This window comes from Halovulum sp. GXIMD14794 (genome assembly GCF_054457455.1).
Window position 1 is genome coordinate 282,827 of record NZ_JBTLNF010000003.1, and the last position, 25,663, is coordinate 308,489.

The following is a 25,663-nucleotide window of genomic DNA, read 5'->3' on the forward strand; positions in this document are numbered from 1 at the left end:
CGGCGCAAGGGCCGGCTGGTGAGGGACGCAGGATGACCCAGTCGGACAACAGCGGCGACGTCGATTTCGTGCCGGCTCCCGACCGGCTGCGCGAGGTGTCGACGCTGCTCGACCGCGAGACGCGCTCGCGCCTCGCCAAGCTCACCCACGGCATATCGCCCGCCGCGCTCATCGACGTGTGGACGGACTGGGGTCTGCACATCCTGTTCTCGCCCGGCCGGCGGGCGGAACTGGCGCAGCGGGCCGTCACCCAGGGCTTCGACCTCTGGCGCTATGGCATGATGCAGGCAATGGGCGGCGATCCCGACCCGATCATCGAGCCCGATGCCCATGATCGGCGCTTCCGCCATCCCGGCTGGGCCAAGCCGCCCTACAGTCTCTACGCGCAGGGCTTCCTGCTGGCGCAGGACTGGTGGCGCAACGCGACCACCGACATTCGCGGCATGAGCGCCGGCAAGGAACGTGCCGCCGCCTTCATGATGCGCCAGCAACTCGACGCGTTCGCGCCCTCGAACCTGCCATGGATGAACCCCGAGGTGATCGAGCGCACCGCAGAGGAGGGCGGGGCGAACCTGCGCCGCGGCGCGGAATACCTGCTCGAGGACATGCGCGACATCGCCGCCGGCCGCTCGGCCGGGGCCGACAGTCCCTACGAGGTCGGCGAGAACCTCGCCGTCACTCCCGGCAAGGTGGTCTACCGCAATCATCTGATCGAGCTGATCCAGTACGCGCCGAAGACCGGCACCGTCCGTCCCGAGCCTGTGCTGATCGTCCCGGCCTGGATCATGAAGTACTACATCCTCGACCTCTCGCCCGAGAACTCGATGGTGCGCTACCTCGTGGGTCAGGGCTTCACCGTCTACATGATTTCCTGGCGCAACCCGGGCGCCGGGGACCGCGAGCTTGGCATGGCCGACTATCTGCGCATGGGGCCGGGGGCGGCGCTGGCCAAGGTCCGCGAGATCACCGGCACGTCCAAGGTTCACCTGACGGGCTATTGCCTGGGCGGCACGCTCGCCGCGATCCACGCCGCGGCGCTGGCGCGCGAAGGCGACGACAGCCTCGCCAGCCTGTCGCTCTTCGCCGCGCAGACCGACTTCACCGAGGCCGGAGAGCTGACGCTCTTCATCAGCGAAGGCGAGGTGGATTTCCTCGAGGACCTGATGTGGTCGGTCGGCTATCTCGACGCCAACCAGATGTCCGGCGCTTTCCAGATCCTGCGCTCGAACGACCTGATCTGGTCGCGCATCCAGCGCCATTACCTGCTCGGCGAACGGGCCGCGCCGAACGACCTGATGTCCTGGAACCAGGACAGCACGCGGATGCCCTATCGGATGCACTCCGAATACCTGCACAAGCTGTTCCTGCAGAACGACCTCGCCAACGGCCGGTTCGAGGTCGACGGCGCGCCGGTCTTCCTCAGCGACATCCGGGTGCCGATCTTCGCCGTCGGCACCGAGAGCGACCACGTCGCGCCCTGGCGCTCTGCCTACAAGATCGCCGCCCTCTCGGACGCGGACACCACATTCGTGCTGACCAATGGCGGGCACAACGCGGGCGTCGTCTCCGAGCCCGGCCACCCGAACCGGCATTACCGGATACGAAGCCATCACCATGGGAACGTTCACCTTTCTGCGGACGCCTGGATGCGTTCGGCGAAAGTGCGCGAGGGGTCCTGGTGGCCCGAGTGGACGCTCTGGCTGGGGGCGCATTCCGGCCTGAAGATCGCACCGCCCGAGATGCCGGTTGCGCTTTGCGATGCGCCGGGCACCTATGTGCACATGAAATGACTGGGGCCCCGCGCATGGACATGATCGAGAATCGCACCTTCGACGAGATCGAGGTCGGCGACACCGCCGAGCTGACCCGCGTGCTCACCGCGAAGGACATCGATCTCTTCGCCATCGTCTCCGGCGACGTTAACCCGACCCATGTCGACCCGGAATTCGCGGCCGGCAGCGAAGAGCACCACGTCGTGGCGCACGGCATGTGGGGCGGCTCGCTGATCTCGGCGGTGCTCGGAACCGAGTTGCCGGGACCGGGCACGATCTATCGCGACCAGCGCCTCAGCTTTCACCGGACCATGACCCAGGGCGACCAGGTCACCGTGCGCGTGCAGGTCACTGGCAAGGATCCCGCGACCGGAGAGGTCCGGCTCGCGTGCAGTTGCCTCGACGCCTCGGGGGATCTGCTGATCGACGGCGAGGCGGTGGTCGTCGCCCCGCGCCAGAAGATCCGCCGCCCGCGCAGGGTGATGCCCGAGGTTCTGCTGCGCCGCCCCGGCGCGAGCCTCGACGAGCTGGTGAAGATGACCGCTCCGCTCGATCCGATCGTGACGGCAGTGGTCCATCCCTGCGACGTCGCCTCGCTCGAAGGCGCGCTGACCTCGGCCCGGCTCAGCCTGATCGAGCCGGTGCTGATCGGCCCCGAGGCCCGCATCCGTGCCGTCTCGGCCGAGGCCGGTCTGGACCTTTCCGCCGCCCGCATTGTCGACGCGCCCCACAGCCACGGCGCCGCCGCGCAGGCCGTGGCCATGGTCCGCGCGGGCGAGGCCGAGGCGCTGATGAAAGGCGCGCTTCATACTGACGAGATCATGGCCGAGGTCGTCGACCGCCAGACCGGTCTGCGGACCGAGCGCCGGATGAGCCATGTCTTCGTACTCGACGTGCCCGGCTACCCGCGCCCGCTGCTCGTCACCGACGCCGCGATCAACATCGCCCCGGACCTCGAAACCAAGGCCGACATCATCCAGAACGCCATCGAGCTCGCGCACGCCATGGGTCAGGAAGCGCCCCGCGTCGCCATCCTCTCGGCGGTCGAGACCGTCTATCCCAAGGTGCCCTCGACCATCGAGGCGGCGGCGCTCTGCAAGATGGCCGACCGGGGACAGATCACCGGCGGCCTGCTGGATGGCCCGCTGGCCTTCGACAACGCGATTTCCCCGGCGGCGGCAAGCGCCAAGGGCATCGTGTCGAAAGTGGCGGGGCAGGCCGACATCCTCGTCGCGCCGGACCTCGAGGCGGGAAACATGATCGCCAAGCAGATGATCTATCTCGCCGGGGCCAAGGCGGCCGGCATCGTGCTCGGTGCGCGGGTGCCGATCATGCTGACCAGCCGCGCCGACGACAGCGCCGCCCGCGTCGCCTCGGCCGCGCTGGCGCTGCTGCTGCGCCGCCACGCCGGAACGAAAGCCTGAGGCTCACTCTGCCGGTGCCATCCGCGCCTGCGCCGGAGTCATCCCGGTCCAGCCGTGGAACGCCCGGTAGAACGAGTTGGGATCGCGGAACGCCAGCAGGTAGCTGATCTCCTCGGCCGACATGTCACCGCGCCGCAGATAGGTCAGCGCAAGGTCGGTGCGGGTCTCGTCGAGGATCCCCTGAAAGGTCCGCCCCTCGGCTTTCAGATGCCGCTGGAGGCTGCGCTTGCTCAGGTGCAGCCGCGCGCACACCGCCTCGGCCGAGGCCTTGCCCGACGGCAGAACGTCCAGCAGCACCGCGCGCACCCGCTCGGCCACGCTGTCGCACACCTCCGCCGCGCGCAGCTGCCCGGTCAATTCGCGCTCGATCATCCGGTAGAACTCGGTGTCCTCCGAGATCAGCGGCCGATGCGCGTCCGCCAGCGCCAGCTCCATCGCCGCACGTGGCCCACGCTGAGCCGGAGCGCCGGTGAATTCTCTGAAGGCGGGCGTCGCCTGCGCAAGGTCCGGCAGCGTCACCATGCGCGGCACGATCCGGTGCCCGGTAAACCCTCGCGCGCTGGCCAGAAAATAGACGATCTCGAAAGCGGCCATGTTCGCAGGCATCGCCGTGCCCGGCTCGGAGGTTTCGAAACTGACCAGCAGCGCGCCATCGCTGCGCTCCAGGATCAGCCGGACCGGCGCGCAGAGCGGTTTGAACAGCGCCATCCGGCTCAGCCCGATCTCCACATTCGGACTGCACGAGAACGCCAGTGCGGCCGGAACCCAGGGCCCGGTGGCGGCAGCCCGGCCCAGCATCACCGGCAGGTCCGGCTGCGGGCATTCTGCCTCGATCGCGGGCCAGAGCGCAAAGAAGGTTGCGGCATCCACCGCCGCGTCCTCGCGGTGCAGGAAATCCGCGCTCAATCCGACACGGGCCAGCACCCGCGCCTCGGAAAGGGACAGCGCGGTGCAGACCTGCCGGATCGACTTGGTGATCGGATATCTTCGTGCCTGCAACCAGACGCCCTCCGTCCCCTCGGATTACTGTGTCACCCGCGCACACACCGGCCTTGGTCTGTCCTCGCGCAGCGCCTGGCGCGGTATGTTGGCATTTTGGCGCGATCCGCAAGTACCCATGTCACAATCCGATGCTATGTATGAACCCAGACCGAAACGACCACGGACCTTCCGACGATGAAGATCGCTTTCACCGTGAACGGCCAGCCGCAAGAGGCCGACGTCCCCGAGGACATGCCGCTCCTTTGGGTGCTGCGCGACGAGCTGGGGCTGACCGGTACGAAATACGGTTGCGGCATCGCGCAGTGCGGCGCGTGCACCGTGCACTTGGACGGGCAGGCGGTCCGCTCCTGCCAGGTGCAGGCACGCGAGCTGGATGGCACCGAAGTGCTGACCGTCGAGGGGCTCGGCCAGCCCGAGGCGCTCCACGCGGTACAGCAGGCCTGGGTCGCGCATCAGGTCGCGCAATGCGGCTACTGCCAGTCGGGCCAGATCATGCAGGCCGCCTGGCTGCTCGACATGAACCCCGAGCCGACGGACGAGGACATCGACGCCGTCATGTCCGGCAACCTCTGCCGCTGCGGCACCTATCCCCGGATCCGCGCCGCGATCCACGACGCCGCCGCGAAGCTGAGGGCCTGAGCATGGGACGCATCCGCACCTTCACCCGCCGTGCCTTCCTCGTCGGCTCGGTCGCCGTTGCGGGCGGCGTCGCCTTCGGCACCTACATGGTCCGCAAGCCGCACGCCAACCCGCTCGCCGATGGGCTGGCCGAGGGCGAGGCGACCTTCAATCCCTGGGTCCGCATCGGTCCCGACGGTGTCACGCTGATCGCGCCGCACACGGACCTCGGGCAGGGCGTGCGCTCGGTGCAGGCAGCGCTGATCGCCGAGGAACTGGACATCGATCCGGCGGCGGTGACAGTCGAAACCGGCGTGCCGTCGCCCGCCTATTACAACGCGGGTCTCGCGGACGAGGGCGTGCCCTTCATGCCGCAGGACGACAGCTTCCCGGCGCAGATGGCCCGCGGCGCGGTCGGCGGGGTGATGAAGGTGCTGGGGATGCAGGTCACCGGCGGCTCCAGCACGATCCCCGACAGTTTCGACAAGCTGCGCCATGCGGGCGCGGTGGCGCGCGAGACGCTGAAGGCCGCTGCCGCGCAGCGCACCGGCGTCGCGGCCTCGGATCTCAAGACCGGGGACGGCGCGGTGATCCTGCCCGACGGAACTGCGATCCGCTATGAAGACCTCGCCGCCGAAGCGGCGCAGATCCCGCCGGTCACCGATGTCGCCCTGCGCTCCCCCGAGGACTGGCGGCTGATCGGCAAGCCGATGCAGCGGCTCGACATTCTGCCCAAATCCACCGGCACCGCCGAATACGGGATCGACTTGCAGATGGAGGGGATGCTCAACGCCACCGTCCGCTTCAACCCACGTCAGGGTGGCGCGCTGAACGGCTATGACGCCAGCGCCGCCGAAACCATGCCTGGCGTCCGGCAGGTCCTGCCCGTGACCGGCGGCGCGGCGGTGATCGCCGACAACACCTGGAACGCCTTTCAGGCCGCGAACGCCATCGACTTCGACTGGGGCCCCGCACCCTATCCCGCCGAACAGCAGGGCCATTGGGACGAAATCGCCGCCTCGTTCACCGACGAGCGGCTGGACAAGGAATGGCGCCATGACGGCGACGTGCCCGCTGCACTGGGGCAGGGGGCGGCGCTCGAGGCCGAGTACCGCTGCCCATATGCCGCGCACGCCCCGCTCGAGCCCATTGGCGCGACAATCCTCGTCACCGATGCGCGCGTCGATATCTGGGTCGGCCACCAGATGCCGATCTTTGCCCGCGACATGGTCGCCCGCATCACCGGGCACGAGGCCGATCAGGTCCACCTGCACAACCTCTATGTCGGCGGCAGTTTCGGTCACCGACTGGAGTTCGAGAACGTCCGCTATGCCGCCGAGATCGGCACGCAGCTCAAGGGCACGCCCGTCAAGCTGACTTTCAGCCGAGAGGAAGATTTCGCCCACGATTACCCGCGCCAGATCGGCATGGCGCGCGGCACCGGAACGGTCGCGGACGGCAAGGTGACGGCGATGGACCTGTCGATCGCGACGCCCTCCGCCTCCGCCTCGCAGTTCGGGCGGCTGGGCATGGCGATGCCGGGGCCGGACGCACAGATCGTCTCGGGCGCTTGGAACATGCCCTACGACCTGCCCGCGCTGCGCGTCCGCGGCTACCGCGTGCCTGAACTCGCGCCGACCTCCTCCTGGCGTTCGGTGGGGGCGGTGACGGCGGGCTTCTTCGCTGAAAGCCTGCTCGACGAGCTGATCCACGCCGCCGGCGCCGACCCGGTGCAGGAGCGCCTGCGCCTCTGCAACTGGGACGTCGCCCGCAAGACGCTGGAGGCTGCGGCCGAGATGTCGAACTGGGGCACCGATCTGGGCGAGGGCCGCGCGATGGGCGTCGCCATGGTCGTCTCGTTCGGCGTACCGGTTGCCGAGGTCGTGCAGGTCGCGCAGACCGACCGGGGCCTGAAGATCGAAAAGGTCTGGGTCGCCGCCGACGTCGGCCGCGTGGTCGATCCGGTCAACTTCGAGAACCTGGTGCAGGGCGGCGTCGTCTGGGGCCTCGGCCACGCGATGAACGCCGAGATCACCTATTCGGACGGCATGGCGCAGCAGACCAACTATCACGCGCACGAGGGGATGCGAATGCACCAGTGCCCCGAGATCCACGTCCGCGGTCTCGAGAACGGCCATGTGCGCGGCATCGGCGAGCCGCCCGTGCCGCCCGCCGCCCCGGCGCTTGCCAACGCGATCTTCGCCGCGACCGGGCAGCGCCTGCGCGAGATGCCCTTCCACAACCACGTCACCTTCGCCTGAGGTCCCGATGCGCCGCATATCCCTGACCCTGGCCGCGCTCGCGGCCTCCGCCGGGCTGGCCCTCGCCGAGGGTGACGCCCCCGCCAAGATCGACGCGCCCGCACCGGGCAGCGTCTCGACCAAAGACGGCCTCGCCGCCTTCACCCGCATCTTCGAAGTGGTCAGCCACCCCCGCTGCGCCAACTGCCACGTCGGCGAGGACCACCGCCCGATGTGGTCCGGCCCCAGCTACGGCCAGACCCGCCCGCACGGCATGAACGTGATTGCCGGCGAAAGCCGCATGGGGATCGAGACCATCCCCTGCGAGACCTGCCACCGCCGCAACGAGGACTTCGCCGCCGACCCGCACGCGCCGCCCCACGCGGGCCTCGACTGGCGCCTGCCGCCGGTCGAGTTCCAGTGGTTCGGCAAGTCACCTGCGGACATCTGCGCCCAGCTCTCGGACCCCGAGCGCACCGGCGGCCGCGACTGGCTGGCCCTGGCCGAGCACCTGGTCGAGGACGCTGGCCACCGCGGCTTCGTGCTCTGGGGCTGGAACCCCGGCGGCACCCGCGAGCCCGCGCCCCACGATCTGCAAACCCATGTCGACGATATCCTGGCCTGGGGCGCGGCGGGCACGCCATGCCCGGCGGAATGAGGAACACCCGATGACCGACGACCGCCCCTTCGTCCCCGCCGTCCTGCTGCTGTTCCTCGCAGGGCTGCTGCACCTCTCCCTGCTCGCCGTTCCCGGCCCGGCAGGCGCCACAACGGTCATCGTCGCCGCCATCCTGCTGGTGGCGCTGGCGCTGGGTCTTCGCCAGGCATGGCGGTGGCTCGGCTATGTCGCCTTCCTCGTGGCACTCGGCACCGGCATCGCGGCGCTCGGCCTTGCCGTCGCGGACGGCGGCACGCAGAGCCTCATCGCCTGGGGCATTCTCGGCTCCACCTGGCTTGCCGCCGCGACGCTCTTCCTGGAGCTCTGGGCTCCGGCTCCATCCGAGTTCGACGTCTGACGCACCGCAGTGCGCCCCGCGTCAGGGGCGCCTACTCCCCGACCACTCCGGCGACGTTCTGGTCGAAATCCACGACCGAGCCGGTCATCACCCCCGAGTCCGCGCTCAGCATGTAGCTCGCCAGCCCCGCAACGTGCCGAGGCTTGACCAGCATCCCCATCGGCTGCGCGGCCTCCGCGTCCTCCAGCCAGCCGTCCTGCGCACCGTGAAACTCGCGCTGGATCGCGTCCTCGCCGGGCGTGTCCATCCACCCGATGTTGATCCCGTTCACCCGGATCCGGTTCCGCCGAAGCGCATGCGCCGCATTCTTGGTGATCACCGCCAGAGCGCCCTTCGAGGCCGAATAGGGCGCGAGGAAGCTCTGCCCCACATGTGCCGACATCGACAGGATGTTCACGATCGAAGCCGCATGCCCGGCCTCGATGGCCCGCTGCGCCACCCGCTGGATCGCGAAGAACGGAGACCGGGCATTGGTCGCGAACATCAGATCGAAGAACTCGGGCGTGGTGTCGAGGATCGAGCCGCGGTGCGTCAGCGCGCCCGCGTTGACCAGCGCGCTCACCCGGCCCATCCGCTCGGCGGCCTCGTCCACAAGCCGAACGACGCTGTCCGTGTCCGCCAGATCGCTCGCCACGAAGGCCGCGTCGACGCCCTCCGCCGCCGCCTCGCCCCGCGCCACGGTGCGCCCCGAGATCACCAGCTGCGTGCAGCCCTCCGCTCGCAGCCGTTCGGCGATGGCCAGCCCCAGCCCTTGCGTGCCGCCGATGATCAGCGCGGCGGTGTCCTTGTGCAGATCCGTCATCCGGTCCTCCCCCTGTGCCGGCGCCTTCCCGCGCCCGTCCCGAACCAGACACCGACCGCCGTCTCCGCGCAAGCGCCGCGCCACGTTCCGCCGATCCCCGCCACAGCGCCGGTCTCGCTTGACCTCGGCGCGGCTTTGGCGGTCACTGGACCGGCTTTTCCCTGAAGTCACGCCGACGTCGAGAGGCCGAATTGACCAGCTTTTCCATAGTCCAGATCAGCGACACGCATTTGTCGCGCAGCTTCCCGCATTTCGTTCCGAATTTCGAACGCGCCGCCGAGTTCGTCGCCCGGACCAAGCCCGATCTCGTGATCCACACCGGCGATCTCTGCGTCGAGGCCCCGGACCGCCCCGAGGAACTGGCCTTCGTCAGAAAGGCGCTCGACGGTCTCGCGGCGCCCTGGCGCGCGATCCCCGGCAATCACGACATCGGCGACAACCCGGATCTGGACTACGCACCCGCCCGCCAGGTCAGCGCCACCCGGGTCGAGGCCTGGCGTGAGGTCTTCGGCCCCGACCGCTGGTCCCTGCGCAAGGGCGACTGGACGCTGATCGGGCTCGACGCGATGCTGTTCAACTCGGGCCTCGAGGACGAGGCGGCGCAACTCGACTGGCTGAACGAGACGCTTTCCGCCGCGCGCGGCCCGGTGGCCGTGTTCAGCCACAAGCCGCTGTTGCTCGACCGGCTGGACGAGCAGCCCGAGCAGCGGTTCTTCTTCGTGCCGACCGTCAGCCGCCCCGCGCTGGTCGAGGCGTTTTCCCGCGCCGACGTGCGGCTTTTCGCCTGCGGGCATGTCCACCAGGCGCGCGATCACGTGGTCGATGGCATCCGCCACGTCTGGGCGCCGCCGACTTCATTCACGCTGCCCGACACGCTGCAGCGGGCCTTCGGGCACAAGACCTGCGGCGTGGTGCGCTACCGCTTCTCGCCGGACGGATTCGAGGTCGAGTTCCTGAGGCCCGAGGGCATGGTCTCGCCCCCCGACGAGGAGGTCGCGGAAATCTACGCCTGAGCCCGTTCCGCCGCCAGCGCGGCGAAGTGGTCCCTTAGCCGGCGCGTCCCCACGGGCGTGCCGACCATGTCCTGTCCCATCGCGCTCAGGAAGAATCGCGCGGGCCCCGCGATGGATCGGGGAAGCCCCGGCTTCAGCGCCAGCAGCGCCGCCTTGCGCAGCGCGTCGGGCAGATGGGTGATCCGCACGGGCGTGCCCAGTGCAGTGAAAGCCAGCTCGGCGATCTGGTCATGGGTCAGCACGTCCGGCCCGCCCACGTCCAGCCAGTCCCGTTCGGCCTCGATCGCCGCGGCGCTGGCGGCGCCAAGATCCGCGCCATGGATCGGGTTGATCCGGTACTGACCGTCGCCGAACAGCCAGACCCGGCCGCCACGCGCCATGTTCAGGAAATCCGCCATGTCCGAGAAGTAGCCCCCCGGCGCAATCACGGTCGAGGCGACAGGTGCGGCGCGCAGCCGGTCCACGAAGGCCTGTTTCGCCTCGACCAGCGGCACGCCCCGCATTTTGTCGGCGTTCAGCACGTGCACATAGGCGAAGCGCGGCACGCGGGCGCGCATCGCCTCTTCCAGCAGGTTGAGGTTCGCACCGTAGTCCACCTCGCGATAGCCCAGCCCGTCGCGTTGCCGCGTGATCCCAAGGGCCGAGATCACCAGATCCGTCCCCTCCATCACGCCCCGCAGGCTGTCGGGCTGCGTGGCCTCGGCCTCGACGATCTGCTGCGCGCGCAGGTCGCCCGCGCGGTCGGCATCGCGCACCAGCGCCCGGACGTGCCAGCCGGTGTCCGCGTACTGGCGGACAAGATGGCGGCCCAGATAGCCGGTGGCGCCGGCGATGAAGACGGTTCTCATGGGGCGGGGTCCGGGGTTGGAGAAAGGACGACGACAGGCTGGCGGCAGCCTAGCCGAAAGCCGCCCGAAATGGGCGGCTTTCTGGCGTTTACGAAGTTTTTACACTCTTTTCAGCATGTATTTCATGGGGTTAAGGGGGTTTTCACGATGAAATCTCCCTTTTTCACCCTGATTTCAGGTCGGGGCCGTGCCGCCCTCTGGCCCAGCCAGACCGAGCCCAGCACCACGATCGCGCCGCCGATCTGGACCGGGGTCAGGCTCTGCCCCAGCAGCGCCCAGCCCAGCACCACGGCGGTCACCGGGCTCATCATCCCCAGCATGGAGATCGCCGACGGCTCGATACGCGCCACGCCACGGAACCACAGCCAGTAGGTCGCCGCCGCGCCGATCAGCCCGAGCCACAGCAGCCCGCCCAGGTTCTCTCCGGTCAGAGGCGGCAGCGGCGGCTCCAGCAAGGCGGCAAGCGGGACCAGCAGCAGTCCCCCGGCGGTCAGCTGCCAGGCGGTGAAGGTCAGCGGCGGCACCGGCGGCTGCCATTTCCGCGAAAGGACCGTGCCCGCCGCCATCGAGGCCGCGCCGCCGATCCCCGCCGCCAGCCCCAGCGGGGCCAGCGCCGCCTCTGGCCCCAGCACCAGCGCCGCGACCCCGGCCGAGCCCGCCAGCGCCGCGAAGACCGCCAGCCCCCGGACCGGCGTGCCCAGCAGCCCGCGTGCCAGCAGGATCACCAGCAGCGCCTGAAGCGAGCCCAGCGTCGCCGCGACGCCGCCGGGCAGGCGGTAGGCGGTGACGAACAGCAGGCACCAGAAGATCGCGAAGTTGAACGCGCCAAGTATCAGGATCCGGCCCAGCCACGCCCTCGGCGGCAGCTGTCTGGTGATTGCCAGCAGCAGCAGGCCCGCGGGCAGGGCGCGCAGCACCGCCAGCGTGACAGGGTAGTCCGGCGGCAGGAACTCGGTGGTGACGTAATAGGTGCTGCCCCAGATCGCCGGCGCGAGCGCGGTCAGCAGAAGATCGGTGGTACGGGTCATCTCTCGGACCTTTCACGATGAAACATGTCAGCAGGCGATACCGCCCGCAAGCGCGACGCTGGCTCCGATCTGCGCCCGCAGATCCTCCAGCGTCCCGTTGACCAGCCGCGCCCCGGTCTCGCGCACGATGACCGTAGGCACGCGCGAGACCTGCAGCCTGCGGGCCAGCGCCCGGTCGGCCTCGACGGCCTCCCGCGTTGCCGGGTCCCGCATCAGCCGGGCGAACCCCGTCGGGTCGAGCCCCTCGGCCTGCGCGATGGAGACCAGCACCTCCGGGTCCGCGACGTTGCGGGCATGGCTCAGGTGCGCCGCCTGGATCGCATCGAAGATCCGCCAGTGCAGATCCTGTCCGCCCAGCCGCTCGGCGGCCTTGCAAGCCAACGCGCCCGGCAGACCGTGGGGATAGTCGAAGGGGGCGGCGCGCATCGCCTCGATAGCGAACCGCTCGGGCGTGTCGCTTGCGGCCTGACAGGCGGCCCAGTGACCGAGGATCGTCCGCTTCGCCTCGTTCTGAGAGCTGAAGACCTCGGCCATCCGCGCCGGGCTGTCCTGCAGCACGAAGGTCCGGTGGCGGATTTCGAGTGGCAACTCTTCAGCGAGCCGGTGCAGCCGGGGCGAGAGGTTGAAGCACCATCCGCAGACCACGTCGTGAAAGAAGTCGAGCGTGAGGATCGGAGCGGCCATCACGCGGCCTCCGACAGCGCCGGGGCGGCGGCCAGCCGCGCGGCGATCTCGGCGACATGACGGCCCTGGAACCGGGCGCCGTCAAGCTCGGTCGTCGAGGGCAGGCGCGAGCCGTCGCCCCCCGCGATCGTGCCCGCGCCGTAGGGCGAGCCGCCGACCACCTCGTCCATCCGGGTCTGCCCGGAGAAACTGTAAGGCAGGCCGACGACCATCATCCCGAAGTGCTGCAGGGGCAACTGGCTCGACAGGATCGCCGCCTCGTGCCCGCCATGTTGCGAGCCGGTCGAAGTGAAGACCGCGCCGACCTTGCCCACAAGCGCGTTCCGCGCCCAGAGCCCGCCCGCCATGTCGATGAACTGCTTCATCTGCGCGGCCATGCCCCCGAACCGGGTCGGAGTTCCGAAGATGATCGCGTCATAGCCCGGCAGGTCCGCGACCGCGGCCTCGGGGGTGTCGTCCGCGGCATAGCCCGCCGCGGCGCGGACCTCGGCAGGGACCGTCTCGGGCACCCGGCGCAGATCGACGGTCACGCCGGGAACGCTCGCCGCGCCTTCGGCCTCGGCTTCGGCCATCGCGCGAATGTGGCCGTAGGCGGAATAATAGAGCACCAGAACACGGGTCTGGGTTGGGGTTTGAGTGGTGGTCATCTTTGCCTCCTGCAATGCGATGCAGGGAAGATGCGTCGGACGGCGCCCCGGAATAACCGGGCGGGGTGCAAGGCTTTCTTAACGGGGCGTAAACAATCAACCCGCGTCGAGCAGACCCTTCAGGTAGTCGAGGAACGCCAGCGTCTTGGCGTCGGTGCCCAGCCGCGAGGCCGTGACGGCATAGACGAAACGCGGGCTCATCGCGTGGTCCGGCAGCACACGGATCAGCCGCCCGGCGCGTTCTTCTGGGTCCGAGATGAAATCGGGCAGCGCGCCGATCCCCTGACCCGAGATCAGCAGATCCCGCAGCACCAGGCTGCTGCCCACGGTCACACGGGGAGTAAGCGGAACCGCCACCTCGCCCTCGGGGCCGATCAGCGGCCAGCCGGCGGACTGGTCCACCAGAAGGTAGCTGACGGTGTCGTGGCCGCGCAGCGCGTCAGGGCTGGCAGGCGTGCCACGCGCCTCGAGGTAGGCAGGCGCGGCGAAAAGGCGACGTTCGACCCGTGCAAGGCGGCGGGCGATCAGGCCGGAATCCGGCAGTTCGGCGCGGACGCGGATCGAGATATCGTAGCCGCCCTCGACCATGTCGATCACCCGGTCGTCCATCGACAGTTCGACCTCGACCTGCGGGTGCGCAGCCAGAAACCCGGGCAAAGCGGGGCCGAGGACGATCTGCCCGAAGCTTTGCGGCGCGTTGATCCTGAGCCGCCCCTGCACGCTGCCCGCGCCCTGCCGGACGCGCTCCTCGGCGGCGTCGATCTCGGCCAGCAGCCGGCGGGCTTCCTCGTAGTACTGGCGGCCGTGGTCGGTGAGGGCCATCGAGCGGGTGGTGCGCGACAGCAGGCTGCACCCAAGACTGGCCTCGAGCAGCTTCACCTCGCGGCTGAGCAGGGCCGAGGATACGCCGAGGTCCTCAGCGGCGCGCACGAAGCTGCCACGCTCGACGATGCGGCAGTACGCCTTCATGACCGACAACCTGTCCACGCGCGCCTCCGGGTCCGGGTGCGACAGGTGTAGCGCCCTCGGAGCGAGGGAAAAAGACCGCGAGACGGGCTTGGGGAATGTTTACCGCCGCCAGCATCGCCCTCTTGGGGGAAAGGGCGAATATCGCTGCTGCCCACTTTTTGGGGGAGGAGGGCAGCAACTGGCTGGCGGCGGCAACTCGGGGACGCTGGCGATGCGGAGGGAAATCTCCACCGTTCCGGGCGTCCCGTCTTGACGCCGTTACACCAGAGATTGCGGAGCCTCGACAGGGCGCGAACAGATAACCGGGCGGCACTTTCGCGCCATCACCTGTCCATCCGGATAGGGTGCCCCAAGGTCACCCTTGCGCGGCGAGACGCAGATTCTCGGGAGGAGCGCCGTGGTGCAGTGCGACTCGGCGGCCGCCGATCTCGTGGACGGCGACTTCGGTGCCGAAAATCGCGCTGAGCTGCGGACCGGTCAGCACCCGGGCCGGCGTGCCCTCGGCGGCAATGCGGCCGTTCTGCATGGCGACGATCCGATCGGCATGGGCGGCGGCGTAGTTTACCTCGTGGAGGACGATGACCACGGTGCGCCCGTGCCGGTCGGCAAGCTCGCGCAGCTGTTCCATCAGCGCGCGGGCATGGGCCATGTCGAGATTGTTCAGCGGCTCGTCCAGCAGAAGGTAGTCGGTTTCCTGCGCGAAGCTCATTGCGACCAGCGCGCGTTGCCGCTGCCCGCCGGAGAGCGTGTCGAGAAAGCGGTCGGCGAGGTCCTCGAGCCTGAGCGCGGACAGCGCCGCCTCGACCTTGCGGTGGTCTTCGCAGGTCAGGCGGCCGCGCGAGTGCGGAAAGCGCCCGAAGCCGACCAGTTGCCGGACTGTCAGCCGGCTGGAGAACACCTGCTGCTGGCGCAGGATCGCCAGTACCTTCGCAAGGCGCGCGGTCGGGGTGGTGGTTACGTCCAGCCCGTCGACGCGGATCGCGCCGGTCTGTACCGGATCGAGCCGGGCGATCAGGGACAGCAGTGTGGACTTGCCCGCGCCGTTGGGGCCGATCAGTGCCGTGATCCCGCCCTTGGGAATCGTGATGTCGATGCCCCCGAGGATCGGGGTGCCGTCGATGGCATGGCTGACGCCTTTGATCTCGATCATCGGGCTGGCTCCTTCAGGACGAGGAAGAGGAAAGTCAGGCCGCCGAGGAACTCGACGATGACGCTGAGCGTGGTCGACAGGCCGAAGACGCGCTCCAGCAGGGCCTGGCCGCCGACCAGCACCAGCGCGCCGATCAGCGCGGCGGCGGGCAGCAGCAGGGCGTGGCGGTGGTCGCGCATCGCCCGGTGCGCGAGCGCCGAGACCAGCAGGCCGAAAAAGGTCACCGGCCCGACCAGCGCCGTGGAGACCGAAACCAGCAGCGCGACGAGCGCCAGCACCGCAAGAACCGAGCGGCGCCAGGCGACGCCGAGGCTGACCGCCGCCTCGCGTCCCAGCGCGAGCACGTCGAGCGTCGCGCGCATCCGCCAGAGCGCCGCGACCGCAAGCGCACAGACGATGGCCGAAAAGCCTAACAGCTCATTATCCACCGCCGAGAAGCGGGCGAAGGTCGTGGACTGGACGACGGCGAATTCAGACGGGTCGATCATCCGCTCCATCAGGCCGGAGAGGCTGCGGAAGAGAACGCCGAAGATGATCCCCGCCAGCACCATCCGGTGCAGGTCGGTGCGACCGCGCCCCAGCAGCAGGCCGAAGAGAGTCAGCGCGGCGACCAGCAGCAGCCCGGCCTCGACGCCGAAGCGGAGGTAGGGGCCGATCATCGCTGCGCCCAGACCGCCCAGCAGGAACACCGCGCCGGTCTGGAGAAGCACGAAGAGCGCGTCCAGCCCCATGACCGAAGGGGTCAGGATGCGGTTCCCGGCGACGGTCTGGAAGGCCACGGTCGCGGTCGCGATCGAGACGCCGATCACCGCAAGCGCCGCCAGTTTGCTGCCACGGTAGGACAGCACGAACCCCCAGTCTCCGCGTGCGCCCCAGGTCAGGAACACGGTCGCCGCGACCACGAGGGCGAGCGCCAGAACGATCAGCCGCTTATCGGGCATGGGCGGGCTTTCCCAGCAGCAGCCAGAGGAAGACGAGTGCGCCGATCACGCCGAAGACGGTGCTGACCGGGATCTCGTATGGATAGCGCAGAAGGCGCGCGAGCACGTCGCAGGCGGTAACGAGGCCCGCGCCCATGGCCGCCACGATTGGCAGGCCCGCACGCAGATCGTCGCCGCTCATGCGGCTGACGATGTTGGGCACGACGAGGCCGACGAAGGGGATCATGCCGACCGTCACCACGGTCACGGCGGTCACCAGCGAGACGACCAGCAGCCCGGCGGTCGCGACGGCGGTGTAGTTGAGGCCGAGGCTGACGCTGGTTTCGCGCCCGAGCCCGATGATTGTAAACCGGTCGGCGACAACATACGCCGCCAGCGCCAGCGCTCCGGCCAGCCAGAGCATCTCGTAGCGACCTTGCAGCACGCCCGAGAACTCGCCGTTCATCCAGATCTCGACATATTGCAGCAGGTCGGTCTGGTAGCCGATGAACGTGGTGATCGCGCCGATGATGCCGCCGTAGATCAGCCCGACGAGCGGCACCATCAGCGGCTGTGTCGGAGGAAGGCGGCGGACCAGCGCCAGGAAACCTGCGCTGCCGATGATGGCGGCGAGGCAGGCCAGCGCCATCTGCACCCAGATCGGCGCCGAGGGCCAGAGGATCGTTGCGCAGAGGATGCCGAGCGCGGCGCTCTGGCCGGTTCCGGCGGTGGTTGGTTCGATGAACCGGTTGCGCGCCAGCATCTGCATGATCATTCCCGCGACCGCCATCGAGGCGCCGGTGAGGATCAGCGCGGCGGTGCGGGGCAGGCGGCTGACCGCCATGACCCGAAGCGCCTCGGGGTCGGAGAGGGCCGCCGCCGGACCGATCTCGATCACGCCGGTCAGCAGGCTCGCGGCCGCCAGCCCCGCGAAGGCGATGCCCGATAGGGCAAGTGTCAGCGGCCGCGGCATCGCTCAGGAGGCCGGGTCGGCTTCGGAGAAGGCTGTGGTCAGCAGGTCCAGCGCCCGCTCGATCGACTGCGCGCCGCCGCCCGAGATGTAGGCGTCCGCGCCGTTCAGGTAGACGACCTGACCCTTTTCCCAGGCGGTGGTCTCGGCGACCAGTTCGTTGTCCAGCGTCTGCTCGGCGCGGGCGCCGTCGGCGCCAATCGCGGCCGCGCGATCGATGACGATCAGCCAGTCGGGATTGGCCTCGGCGATGAACTCGAAGCTGATTGGCTGCCCGTGCGAGCCGGCATCGTCGGTCTGTGCGGCGGGTTCGAGACCGAGGGCGCCATGTACCCAGCCAAAGCGCGAATCGGCGCCATAGGCCGAGACCTTGGGTCCATTAGTGAGCACGATCAGCGCGCTGCCCTTGCCGTCGGCGGCGGTCCGGGCTGCGTCGATCTTGCTCTCCAGGCGGTTACGTAGCGCGGCAGCTTCATCTGCGCGGTCGAAGAGCGCGCCGTAGGCGTCGATCCGCGCCAGCCCGGTCTCGATCAGCGCCTCGCCGGGGATGGTCATGTCGATGGTCGGGGCCAGCCCTTGCAACGACTCAAGTTGGGTCGACGAGCGGCTGCCCAGGATCACCAGGTCCGGCTGCAGCGCGTTGATCGCCTCGAGGTCCGGCTCGAAGAGCGACCCGACCACCTCGGCGGCTTCAGCCTCGGCCAGGTAGTCCACGTAGAGCTTGTCCGGACGGCCCGCGACGGGAATCCCTAGCGCGTACAGCGTGTCGATGGCGGCGATGTCGAAGGCAACCACAGTTTCGGGGGCGGCGGGCATGTCCACTGCACCGCGTGCGGTCTCGACGGTCACGGTCTGGCTCACGGCGGGTGCCGCCAGCAGCATGGTGGTGGCGAAAAGCGCTATTCTGATCAAGGCTTTGGGTCCTTACTCCTTGGCGCGGCGACGGAGGTGGGTCGCCGCGACGTTATACCCGACTGAAAGACTCACTTGCTCGAGCCTTGCGGACTGCTTATTCCGACTGAAATGCTAAGGAAAGGGGAAATCTCATGGATCTGACCACCAGCATCGCGACGTCGAACGGGTCGCGCTACTTGCAGCAACTGTGCAAGCACTTCGCCCACAAGATCGAAACCAGCTTCACGCCCGAGCAGGGCGTGTGTCGGTTCGATTTCTGCGAGGCGCGGATGACCGCCGATGGCGTGGGGCTGACGATCACCGTCGTCGGCGATAGCGTCGAGGGTGTGGACCGGGGCAAGGCCGTGATCTGGAGCCATCTGGAACGCTTCGCATTCCGCGAAGACCTGCCAGAGCCGGTGTGGACGGCCGCCTGATCCCGGGCGGCCTGTCCGGAAAGCGGGTCAGCCCGCGCGCAGTTCCGCCAGCGTTGGCGGGTTGCAGCCGGAGCGCTCGCAATTGATCGCTGCGGCACGGGCGGCGGTTTGCAGGACTTCGACCGCTTCGGACTTGGTGATGCCCTTCAGACCGCCGCGGGTGAGCTTGCCGCGGCGGCGGGTCTCGGCCATCAGCGTGCCCATGAACGTGTCGCCCGCGCCGACGGTATCCTTCAGATCGTGCACCGGGTGGACGGGCACTTCTACCGCGCCCTCGACGGTGATGGCGAAGGCGCCCTCGGATCCCATGGTCAGCACGACCAGGCCCGCAGAGGATCTCGCGGCCATGCCGCGCAGGGCGGCGCGCGGGTCCTCGCCGGGGGCCAGCCAGGAAATGTCCTCGTCGGACATCTTCACGAGATCCGCGCCCGCCAGCAGGTGGTCGAGCCGCTTCAGATAGCGGTCGCGGTCATGGATAAAGGCGGCGCGGATGTTCGGATCCAGCGCAGTGAAAAGGCCACGGCCCGTCAATTCGTCAAAAAGCGCGGTCCAGGCATCCGCGTCGGCGCCATCCGTGACGGCGAGCGAGCCGATGAAGAAGGCCTCGGCCTCGGCCGGGACCAGCGCCGATAGACCCGCATGGGTCACGTCCCGCTCGGCCGTGCCCTCGCGATAAAACTGATAGCTGGCCTGCCCATTGGTCAGCGAAACCACCGCCAGCGAAGTCGGTCGGTCCGAGCCGGGATTGAGCGCCGTCATGTTCGGGACCTTCATCAGGTCCACAAGCAACTGCCTTCCCAACGTGTCTGTCGAAAACGGCGTCAGGTAGCCCACTGGCACGTCCTGCAAAGCCGTGGCCTTGGCGACATTGAACGGCGCCCCGCCGGGCACCGCGCGATAGGCGGGGTGGCCGCCGTCTGGTGGGTCCTGGATGAAATCGATCAGGTTCTCGCCGCCTACGAGGATCATTCTGCTGCTGTCTCCGCGCTCGGTTGGTCAGGGCCGGACCGGTACAATGGCACAGAATTCCGCGCACTAGTAAGTCGGGATTTGTATGCCTTTCGGATCCTTGGACCTGTCGCGTGAATTCGCAGAATCGATTTTGACCGATGTTTCCGGAGCGATTGCGACACTTGGCTTTAAATGAATATGTACAACCTTCGGAAGTTTTCTGAATAACCAGAGTTCTGATTTTGATAAGCGAAAGTGAAAATCTCACACCGATCAACTGAAGTTTGTTGTCGATTTGGTCAATTTTCAGGCAAAGTTGTGGTGGCGGTGGTCTTGAGGGCCAGCGTCGTGCGCCCTGAATTTCACTTGGGGCGATTATTGTAGTGATTGCAGAGAATAAGTGAGTGGGGAGTAACGATGGCTGAGACAACCTTTCAAATAATCGGTGATGTCGCAGTGGCAATCACCGTAACGGAAGTCGCGGGGGACCTCGTCTTCACGGTAGAAGTGCTTGACGAAACTGGACAGATTGGCGACTTGCGTGGCCTGTTCTTTGATCTTAGCGATGACTCGCTGACCGGTTTGACGATCATCGGGGATGACGTGACCGCCCAAGGTACCGATACGAAGGATTTGGGCAACGGCAACAATATGAACGGCGGCGGCCGCGGCAAGTATGATGTCGGTGTCGGCTTCGGCACGCCAGGTATCGGCAAGGACGATATCCAGACCACGACCTTCACGCTATCCGCAGACCAAGATTTGTCGATTGACGATCTCGCCGAAAACTTTGGTGTTCGACTGACAAGCGTTGGAGAAGAAGGCGGGCCTCGCGAAGGTTCGCTGAAGCTGACGGAGATCTGTGAGAAAGTCTGTGAGGAAGAGGAAGTCTGTACGGAGTTTAAGATCGACTTCGAGCAGTTTGAAGCGGGCGATCTCGTAGACGAGATCATCCTCGGCGACCTGGTTGTTAGCGTTCAAGCAGACGAGGACGACAGTTCTGACGCAACAACCGACAACGACGCGATGATTTTCGACAGCGAGAATCCGACAGGCGGCGACCCAGATTTGGGTACCGCTGATCAGGGTAAGGTGTTGATCATCACCGAGAACGATAATGCCGCTAATCCTGACGACTCGAAGGACGGCGGGGTGGTCGTTTTCGAGTTTAGTGAAGCGGTGGATCTGACCTCGATCCTACTGATCGACACAAACGGCGGATCGATAACAACCGATCAAGGAGGCAACGTCTCGATTCCGAATCTTGAGGATAATCAAACCGACGTGCTGCTTCTGGCCAGCGAAACAGGGTTCGAGGATGTCATGACGCTAACGGTGAACATGCGTGGATCGGGCGCCATCGATGATCTGTGCTTCGAAGTATGCAAGATCGTCGAGACGTGTAGCTGCGAATACGAACTACTCTGATGGCTCCGCCAGCTCCGTTCCGGGGCTGGCGGACTAGCGCTGGCGCGCGATCAGCTATACGTGTCGATTCCCATCTGCAAACCTTCCCCAAAGATGCGAAAACACACATTCCGCGCCGGGCCACGCTTGCCGCTTCGAAGGTTTTTGGGCAGAAAGCACCAAGAGTGTCACAGTTAATTGCCTCGGAAAGCAATCTCCGATCTAGTTTGGTGTGGCACGTGTCTTTGCTGCTTGCGTAGCCTCGCCCCCGGGGCGAGGTTCCGAAATTGCGGCATGTATCGGAAGCGCAGTTGGGGGGCGCTTCCGCCCCGGTGTTGCCCTCTTGCAGACAGGGCGCGCCGGAGACACCGGGCTCGTGCTTCGTGCGCGAGCCCGGTGGGTTATCAGAGAAAATTAGCCATCACTCCGCGGCTTCGGCAAAGGCCTCCATCGGCGGGCACGTGCAGATCAGGTTCCGGTCGCCATAGGCGTTGTCGACGCGGTTGACCGGCGGCCAGTACTTGTCGACGCGGAACGCGCCCGGCGGATAGCAGGCCTGCTCGCGGCTGTAGGGCCGGTCCCAGTCGCCAACCAGATCCTCGACCGTGTGTGGGGAGCGCTTTAGCGGGTTGTTGTCGGCGTCCATCTCGCCGCGCTCGATCGCCTTTGCCTCTTCGGCGACAGACAGCATTGCATCGATGAACCGGTCCAGCTCGGCCTTGGGTTCGCTTTCGGTCGGCTCGACCATCAGCGTGCCGGGGACCGGGAAGCTCATCGTCGGTGCGTGGAAGCCATTGTCGATCAGGCGCTTGGCGACATCCTCGACGGTCACGCCGGCGGTCTTCTCCATCGGGCGGGTGTCGATGATGCACTCGTGCGCGACCCGGCCCGAGGGCGAGGTGTAGAGCACTTCGTACGCGCCTTCGAGCCGCTTGGCGATGTAGTTGGCGTTCAGGATCGCCACCTTGGTCGCCTGCGTCAGGCCCGCGCCGCCCATCAGCAGGATGTACCCCCAGGAGATCGGAAGGATCGAGGGCGAGCCATAGGGCGCCGCCGAAACCGGACCGGTCTGCCCGCCAGTGTGCGGATGTCCGGGCAGGAAGGGTGCGAGGTGTTCGCGCACACCGATCGGACCCATGCCGGGACCGCCGCCGCCATGCGGGATGCAGAAGGTCTTGTGCAGGTTCAGGTGGCTGACGTCGCCGCCGATCTTGCCCGGCTGGGCGATGCCGACCATGGCGTTCATGTTCGCGCCGTCGATATAGACCTGCCCGCCGTGCTGGTGGGTGATCTCGCAGACCTCGCGCACGGTTTCCTCGAACACGCCGTGGGTCGAGGGGTAGGTGATCATGCAGCCCGCCAGGTCGGCCGAGTACTGCTCGGCTTTGGCCCGGAAGTCCTCGACGTCGATATCGCCGTTGTCGGCGGATTTCACCGGCACGACCTTCCAGCCGACCATCTGGGCCGAAGCCGGGTTGGTGCCATGCGCCGAGGTCGGGATCAGGCAGACGTTCCGGTGCCCCTCGCCGCGCGAGGCGTGGTAGGCGCGGATCGTCAGCAGGCCCGCGTATTCGCCCTGCGCGCCGGAGTTCGGCTGCATCGACAGCGCGTCATAGCCGGTGATCTCGCAGAGGCGCCGCGACAGATCGTCGATCAGCTCCTTGTAGCCCTGCACCTGGTCGGCGGGCGCGAACGGGTGAATGTCCGAGAACTCGGGCCAGGTCACAGGGATCATCTCGACCGTGGCGTTCAGCTTCATGGTGCAGGAGCCAAGCGGGATCATCGCCCGGTCCAGCGCTAGGTCGCGGTCGGCCAGACGCCGCATGTAGCGGGTCATTTCGGCCTCGGCCCGGTTCATATGGAAGATCGGGTGCTCCATATAGGACGTTTCACGCAGCGAGCCCTCGGGCAGTCGGTAGGGCCGGTCGTCGTCGCGGTAGGTCAGATCGCCGCCGAAGGCGCGCCAGACGGCCTCGACGGTCTCGCCATAGGTGTTCTCGCCGCAGCTCATGCCGATCTTCGTCGTGCCGACCTTGCGCAGGTTCACGCCGTTTGCGGCGGCGGCCTTGAGGATCACGCCCTGAAGCGCGCCGACGTCGACGGTGATCGTGTCAAAGAACTGGCTCGGCTCGACTGTGAAGCCCAGCTTCTCGAGGCCGGTCGCAAGGCGCACGGTCTTGCGGTGCACACTCTGGGCGATGGCTTTCAGACCGTCGGGGCCGTGGAAGACGGCGTACATCGAGGCCATGACCGCCAGCAGCGCCTGCGCGGTGCAGACGTTCGAGGTCGCCTTCTCGCGGCGAATGTGCTGCTCGCGGGTCTGCAGGCTCAGACGGTACGCCTTGTTGCCGCGCGCATCGACCGAGACGCCGATCAGACGGCCGGGCATCGAGCGTTTCAGCGCGTCCTTGCAGGACATGTAGGCGGCGTGCGGACCGCCATAGCCCATCGGCACGCCGAAACGCTGGGTAGAGCCGACGGCGATGTCGGCGCCCATCTCGCCCGGGCTTTTCAGGATGCACAGCGCCAGCGGGTCAGCGGCCAGAACGGCCAGCGCCTTCGCCTCGTGCAGCTGCTCGATCAGGCCCGAGAAGTCGTGCACGTGGCCGTAGGTGCCGGGGTACTGGAAGATCGCGCTGAAGACCTGGTCCGCGGCGAGGTCCGCGAACGGGTCGCCCACGATCACCTCGATGCCCAGTGGCTCGGCGCGGGTCTGGATCACGGCGATGGTCTGCGGGTGGCAATGATGGTCGACGAAAAAGCGCTTCTCTTTCGACTTCGAGGCGCGCTCGGCCATGGTCATTGCCTCGGCCGCGGCGGTCGCCTCGTCCAGAAGCGAGGCGTTGGCGATCTCGAGGCCGGTCAGATCGGCGATCATGGTCTGGAAGTTCAGCAGAGCCTCGAGCCGGCCCTGGCTGATTTCCGGCTGGTACGGCGTGTAGGCCGTGTACCAGGCGGGGTTTTCCATGATGTTGCGCAGGATAACCGGCGGCGTGACGGTGCCGTAATAGCCCTGGCCGATCAGCGAGGCGCACACGCGGTTGCGCTTCGCCACTTCGCGCATCTTCTTGAGCATGTCGCGCTCCGACAGCGCCGGTCCCAGGTCCAGCGCTTCGGGCTGGCGGATGCCCTGCGGCACGGTCTGGTCGATCAGCGTGTCGAGGTCCGGCACACCGAGGGTCGCCAGCATTTCCTCCATCTCGGCCGGAGTCGGGCCGATGTGGCGGCGGTTGGCGAAGTCGTAGGGATCGTAGTCTGTCAGCGCGAAGGTCATGCGATCTCTCAGGAAATGAGCTTCTTGTAGGCTTCTTCGTCCATCAGCTCTTCAAGCTGGGACTCGTCGGTGATGCGGATCTTGTAAAACCAGGCATCGCTTTCCGGGCTTTCGTTCACGTCCGCCGGCGTGTCGGCCAGGCCTTCGTTGGCCTCCAGGATCTCGCAGTCGACGGGGGCATAGATTTCCGAGGCGGCCTTGACGGATTCGACCACGCCGACCTCGTCGCCCTTGGCGAAGCTGTCGCCGACGTCCTTCAACTCGACGAAGACCACTTCGCCCAGCTGTTCGGCGGCGTGCTCGGTAATGCCCAGGGTGGCAACGTCGCCGTCAACGTCGAGCCACTCGTGATCCTCGGTGTAGTAGGTCGTCATGTCGCGCGGTTCCTTCTCAGCGTTTGTAGTTGTGCGGGACGAAGGGCAGGGCGGCGACGCGCGCCGGGTGCGCCTTGCCCCGGATCATCAGCGCCAGTTCGGTGCCCTCGGCCGCATGCTCCGACTCGACATAGCCCATCGAGACCGGTGCCTGCACTGTGGGGCCGAATCCGCCGCTCGTCACCACCCCGATTTCGCGGCCCTCGGCGTCGGCGATCACGGTCCCGGCGCGTGCGGGCGCCCGGCCCTCCGGGCGCAGGCCGACCAGTTTGCGGGGTGCTCCCTCGGCATGTTCCTTCAGGATGCGGTTCGCGCCGGGGAAACCGCCTTCCTCGCGGCGGCGCTTCTGGATCGCCCATCCCAGTCCTGCCTCAATGGGCGAGGTCGTGGTGTCGATGTCGTTCCCGTAAAGGCAAAGCCCCGCTTCCAGCCGGAGGCTGTCGCGTGCGCCGAGCCCGGCGGCCTCCACGTCACCGTGCTCCAGCAACCGACGGGCAAAGCCCTCGGCGGCTTCGGCGGGGATCGAGATTTCAAATCCGTCCTCGCCGGTATAGCCGAGGCGCGAGACGCGGACCGGCGTGCCGTCGATGTCGGCGATCATGGTCTCCATGAAGGTGAGGTCGGCGGCCCCCGGGACGATCGGGGACAGCACGTCCACCGCTTTCGGGCCCTGGAGCGCGATCAGCGCGAGATCGGCGCGCTCGATCAACTCCACACCCTCGGGCAAGTGCGCGCGCATGTGGCCCAGGTCGTGGTCTCGCCGCGCTGCGTTCAGTACCAGGTACAGATGGTCGCCTGCGTTCGAAACGATCAGGTCATCGAGGATGCCGCCGTTCTCGTCGGTGAAGAACGTGTAGCGCGCCTTGCCGGGCTTCAGCGTCGCGATCGAGGCCGGGACCAGCGCTTCGAGGGCCGCGACCGCGCCGTCGCCACGCAGTTCGGCCTGGCACATGTGGCTGACATCGAAGAGCGCCGCCTTCTCGCGCGCGGCGGTGTGTTCGCCCATGACGCCGAGCGGATAGCTGACAGGCATCTCCCAACCGGCGAACTCGACCATTTTCGCGCCCAGCTCGATGTGCAATGCGTGTAGCGGCGTCTTCCCAGTCATGGCGGCCCTTTCCCGACTCGTGCGCAGATAGTGGCGGAAGTTTCCGATAGGAAACATCACAAAGCCGGCGCCGGTGCAAGGGTCTGCGTTTCCAGCGGCAAGTTTCGTTTTGACA

Annotated in this window: 24 protein-coding genes; 9 read left to right on the forward strand and 15 right to left on the reverse strand. The window is 67.5% G+C overall.

Going from position 1 to position 25,663, the window contains the following annotated elements; all coding sequences use genetic code 11:
- The first annotated feature begins 32 nt into the window (after positions 1 to 32).
- Both ACW9UR_RS03730 and ACW9UR_RS03735 read left to right on the forward strand, forming a co-directional pair.
- On the forward strand, positions 33 to 1,790 hold the full coding sequence (locus tag ACW9UR_RS03730) for a PHA/PHB synthase family protein (protein ID WP_458915562.1): 1,758 nt from the start codon (positions 33 to 35) through the stop codon (positions 1,788 to 1,790).
- 14 nt (positions 1,791 to 1,804) lie between these two features.
- Positions 1,805 to 3,196, forward strand: a complete 1,392-nt coding sequence (locus tag ACW9UR_RS03735) for a bifunctional enoyl-CoA hydratase/phosphate acetyltransferase (protein ID WP_458915563.1) — start codon at positions 1,805 to 1,807, stop codon at positions 3,194 to 3,196.
- A 3-nt stretch (positions 3,197 to 3,199) separates the two neighbouring features.
- Here ACW9UR_RS03735 and ACW9UR_RS03740 read toward each other — a convergent pair whose 3' ends face one another.
- The gene (locus ACW9UR_RS03740) at positions 3,200 to 4,195 is read right to left on the reverse strand and encodes a helix-turn-helix domain-containing protein (RefSeq protein ID WP_458915564.1); all 996 of its coding nucleotides are present in this window, start codon (positions 4,193 to 4,195) and stop codon (positions 3,200 to 3,202) included.
- 183 nt (positions 4,196 to 4,378) lie between these two features.
- On the opposite strand from ACW9UR_RS03740, the gene ACW9UR_RS03745 reads away from it, so the two are divergent.
- From ACW9UR_RS03745 to ACW9UR_RS03760, 4 genes are read left to right on the forward strand one after another with little or no spacing between them, the layout of a single operon-like run.
- Complete coding sequence (locus ACW9UR_RS03745) at positions 4,379 to 4,837, forward strand: (2Fe-2S)-binding protein (protein WP_458916162.1); 459 nt, start codon at positions 4,379 to 4,381, stop codon at positions 4,835 to 4,837.
- A gap of 2 nt (positions 4,838 to 4,839) precedes the next feature.
- Positions 4,840 to 7,077: a xanthine dehydrogenase family protein molybdopterin-binding subunit gene (locus tag ACW9UR_RS03750; protein ID WP_458915565.1), complete on the forward strand. Its 2,238-nt coding sequence runs from the start codon at positions 4,840 to 4,842 to the stop codon at positions 7,075 to 7,077.
- 7 nt (positions 7,078 to 7,084) lie between these two features.
- On the forward strand, positions 7,085 to 7,714 hold the full coding sequence (locus ACW9UR_RS03755) for a hypothetical protein (RefSeq protein WP_458915566.1): 630 nt from the start codon (positions 7,085 to 7,087) through the stop codon (positions 7,712 to 7,714).
- 10 nt (positions 7,715 to 7,724) lie between these two features.
- Positions 7,725 to 8,072 carry a hypothetical protein gene (locus ACW9UR_RS03760; protein WP_458915567.1) on the forward strand — a complete coding sequence of 116 codons (348 nt, stop codon included), beginning with the start codon at positions 7,725 to 7,727 and terminating at the stop codon, positions 8,070 to 8,072.
- Between the two features lie 31 nt (positions 8,073 to 8,103).
- Here ACW9UR_RS03760 and ACW9UR_RS03765 read toward each other — a convergent pair whose 3' ends face one another.
- On the reverse strand, positions 8,104 to 8,874 hold the full coding sequence (locus ACW9UR_RS03765) for an SDR family oxidoreductase (RefSeq protein WP_458915568.1): 771 nt from the start codon (positions 8,872 to 8,874) through the stop codon (positions 8,104 to 8,106).
- Between the two features lie 191 nt (positions 8,875 to 9,065).
- Between ACW9UR_RS03765 and ACW9UR_RS03770 the strand changes: the two genes are divergently transcribed.
- Positions 9,066 to 9,887 carry a metallophosphoesterase family protein gene (locus ACW9UR_RS03770; RefSeq protein WP_458915569.1) on the forward strand — a complete coding sequence of 274 codons (822 nt, stop codon included), beginning with the start codon at positions 9,066 to 9,068 and terminating at the stop codon, positions 9,885 to 9,887.
- Here ACW9UR_RS03770 and ACW9UR_RS03775 read toward each other — a convergent pair.
- From ACW9UR_RS03775 to ACW9UR_RS03815, 9 genes are all read right to left on the reverse strand, one after another.
- Entirely contained in the window at positions 9,878 to 10,735 is an 858-nt protein-coding gene (locus ACW9UR_RS03775) for an SDR family oxidoreductase (protein ID WP_458915570.1), read from the reverse strand. The genes ACW9UR_RS03770 and ACW9UR_RS03775 overlap by 10 nt on opposite strands.
- Before the next feature lie 122 nt (positions 10,736 to 10,857).
- Complete coding sequence (locus ACW9UR_RS03780; protein ID WP_458915571.1) at positions 10,858 to 11,763, reverse strand: EamA family transporter; 906 nt, start codon at positions 11,761 to 11,763, stop codon at positions 10,858 to 10,860.
- A 27-nt stretch (positions 11,764 to 11,790) separates the two neighbouring features.
- Complete coding sequence (locus ACW9UR_RS03785; RefSeq protein ID WP_458915572.1) at positions 11,791 to 12,447, reverse strand: DsbA family oxidoreductase; 657 nt, start codon at positions 12,445 to 12,447, stop codon at positions 11,791 to 11,793.
- A complete protein-coding gene (gene wrbA / locus ACW9UR_RS03790) occupies positions 12,447 to 13,094 on the reverse strand; it encodes an NAD(P)H:quinone oxidoreductase (RefSeq protein WP_458915573.1) in 648 nt (215 codons plus the stop codon). The genes ACW9UR_RS03785 and wrbA overlap by 1 nt, the downstream gene beginning before the upstream one ends.
- A 96-nt stretch (positions 13,095 to 13,190) precedes the next feature.
- Positions 13,191 to 14,081, reverse strand: coding sequence for a LysR family transcriptional regulator (locus tag ACW9UR_RS03795; protein ID WP_458915575.1), 891 nt, complete (start codon positions 14,079 to 14,081; stop codon positions 13,191 to 13,193).
- Positions 14,082 to 14,418: 337 nt separating this feature from the next.
- Positions 14,419 to 15,213, reverse strand: coding sequence for an iron ABC transporter ATP-binding protein (locus tag ACW9UR_RS03800; protein WP_458915576.1), 795 nt, complete (start codon positions 15,211 to 15,213; stop codon positions 14,419 to 14,421).
- Complete coding sequence (locus ACW9UR_RS03805) at positions 15,210 to 16,154, reverse strand: iron chelate uptake ABC transporter family permease subunit (protein ID WP_458915577.1); 945 nt, start codon at positions 16,152 to 16,154, stop codon at positions 15,210 to 15,212. Before ACW9UR_RS03805 ends, ACW9UR_RS03800 begins: the two co-directional genes overlap by 4 nt.
- A complete protein-coding gene (locus ACW9UR_RS03810; RefSeq protein WP_458915578.1) occupies positions 16,144 to 17,106 on the reverse strand; it encodes an ABC transporter permease in 963 nt (320 codons plus the stop codon). Before ACW9UR_RS03810 ends, ACW9UR_RS03805 begins: the two co-directional genes overlap by 11 nt.
- Before the next feature lie 3 nt (positions 17,107 to 17,109).
- Entirely contained in the window at positions 17,110 to 18,015 is a 906-nt protein-coding gene (locus ACW9UR_RS03815) for a siderophore ABC transporter substrate-binding protein (protein WP_458915579.1), read from the reverse strand.
- Between the two features lie 134 nt (positions 18,016 to 18,149).
- On the opposite strand from ACW9UR_RS03815, the gene ACW9UR_RS03820 reads away from it, so the two are divergent.
- A complete protein-coding gene (locus tag ACW9UR_RS03820) occupies positions 18,150 to 18,434 on the forward strand; it encodes a DUF2218 domain-containing protein (protein ID WP_458915580.1) in 285 nt (94 codons plus the stop codon).
- Between the two features lie 27 nt (positions 18,435 to 18,461).
- Here the strand turns inward: ACW9UR_RS03820 and ACW9UR_RS03825 are convergent, their stop codons facing one another.
- On the reverse strand, positions 18,462 to 19,403 hold the full coding sequence (locus tag ACW9UR_RS03825; RefSeq protein ID WP_458915581.1) for a carbohydrate kinase family protein: 942 nt from the start codon (positions 19,401 to 19,403) through the stop codon (positions 18,462 to 18,464).
- Positions 19,404 to 19,802: 399 nt separating this feature from the next.
- Between ACW9UR_RS03825 and ACW9UR_RS03830 the strand changes: the two genes are divergently transcribed.
- On the forward strand, positions 19,803 to 20,813 hold the full coding sequence (locus ACW9UR_RS03830; RefSeq protein WP_458915582.1) for a hypothetical protein: 1,011 nt from the start codon (positions 19,803 to 19,805) through the stop codon (positions 20,811 to 20,813).
- Positions 20,814 to 21,213: 400 nt separating this feature from the next.
- Here the strand turns inward: ACW9UR_RS03830 and gcvP are convergent, their stop codons facing one another.
- The 3 genes from gcvP to gcvT are packed head-to-tail and all read right to left on the reverse strand — an operon-like array spanning position 21,214 to position 25,548.
- Positions 21,214 to 24,066 (reverse strand): aminomethyl-transferring glycine dehydrogenase, encoded by a 2,853-nt coding sequence (gene gcvP, locus ACW9UR_RS03835; RefSeq protein WP_458915583.1) that lies wholly within the window; start codon positions 24,064 to 24,066, stop codon positions 21,214 to 21,216.
- Between the two features lie 8 nt (positions 24,067 to 24,074).
- Entirely contained in the window at positions 24,075 to 24,440 is a 366-nt protein-coding gene (gene gcvH / locus ACW9UR_RS03840; RefSeq protein WP_458915585.1) for a glycine cleavage system protein GcvH, read from the reverse strand.
- Positions 24,441 to 24,456: 16 nt separating this feature from the next.
- Positions 24,457 to 25,548 carry a glycine cleavage system aminomethyltransferase GcvT gene (gene gcvT / locus ACW9UR_RS03845; protein ID WP_458915586.1) on the reverse strand — a complete coding sequence of 364 codons (1,092 nt, stop codon included), beginning with the start codon at positions 25,546 to 25,548 and terminating at the stop codon, positions 24,457 to 24,459.
- Positions 25,549 to 25,663 lie beyond the last annotated feature (115 nt).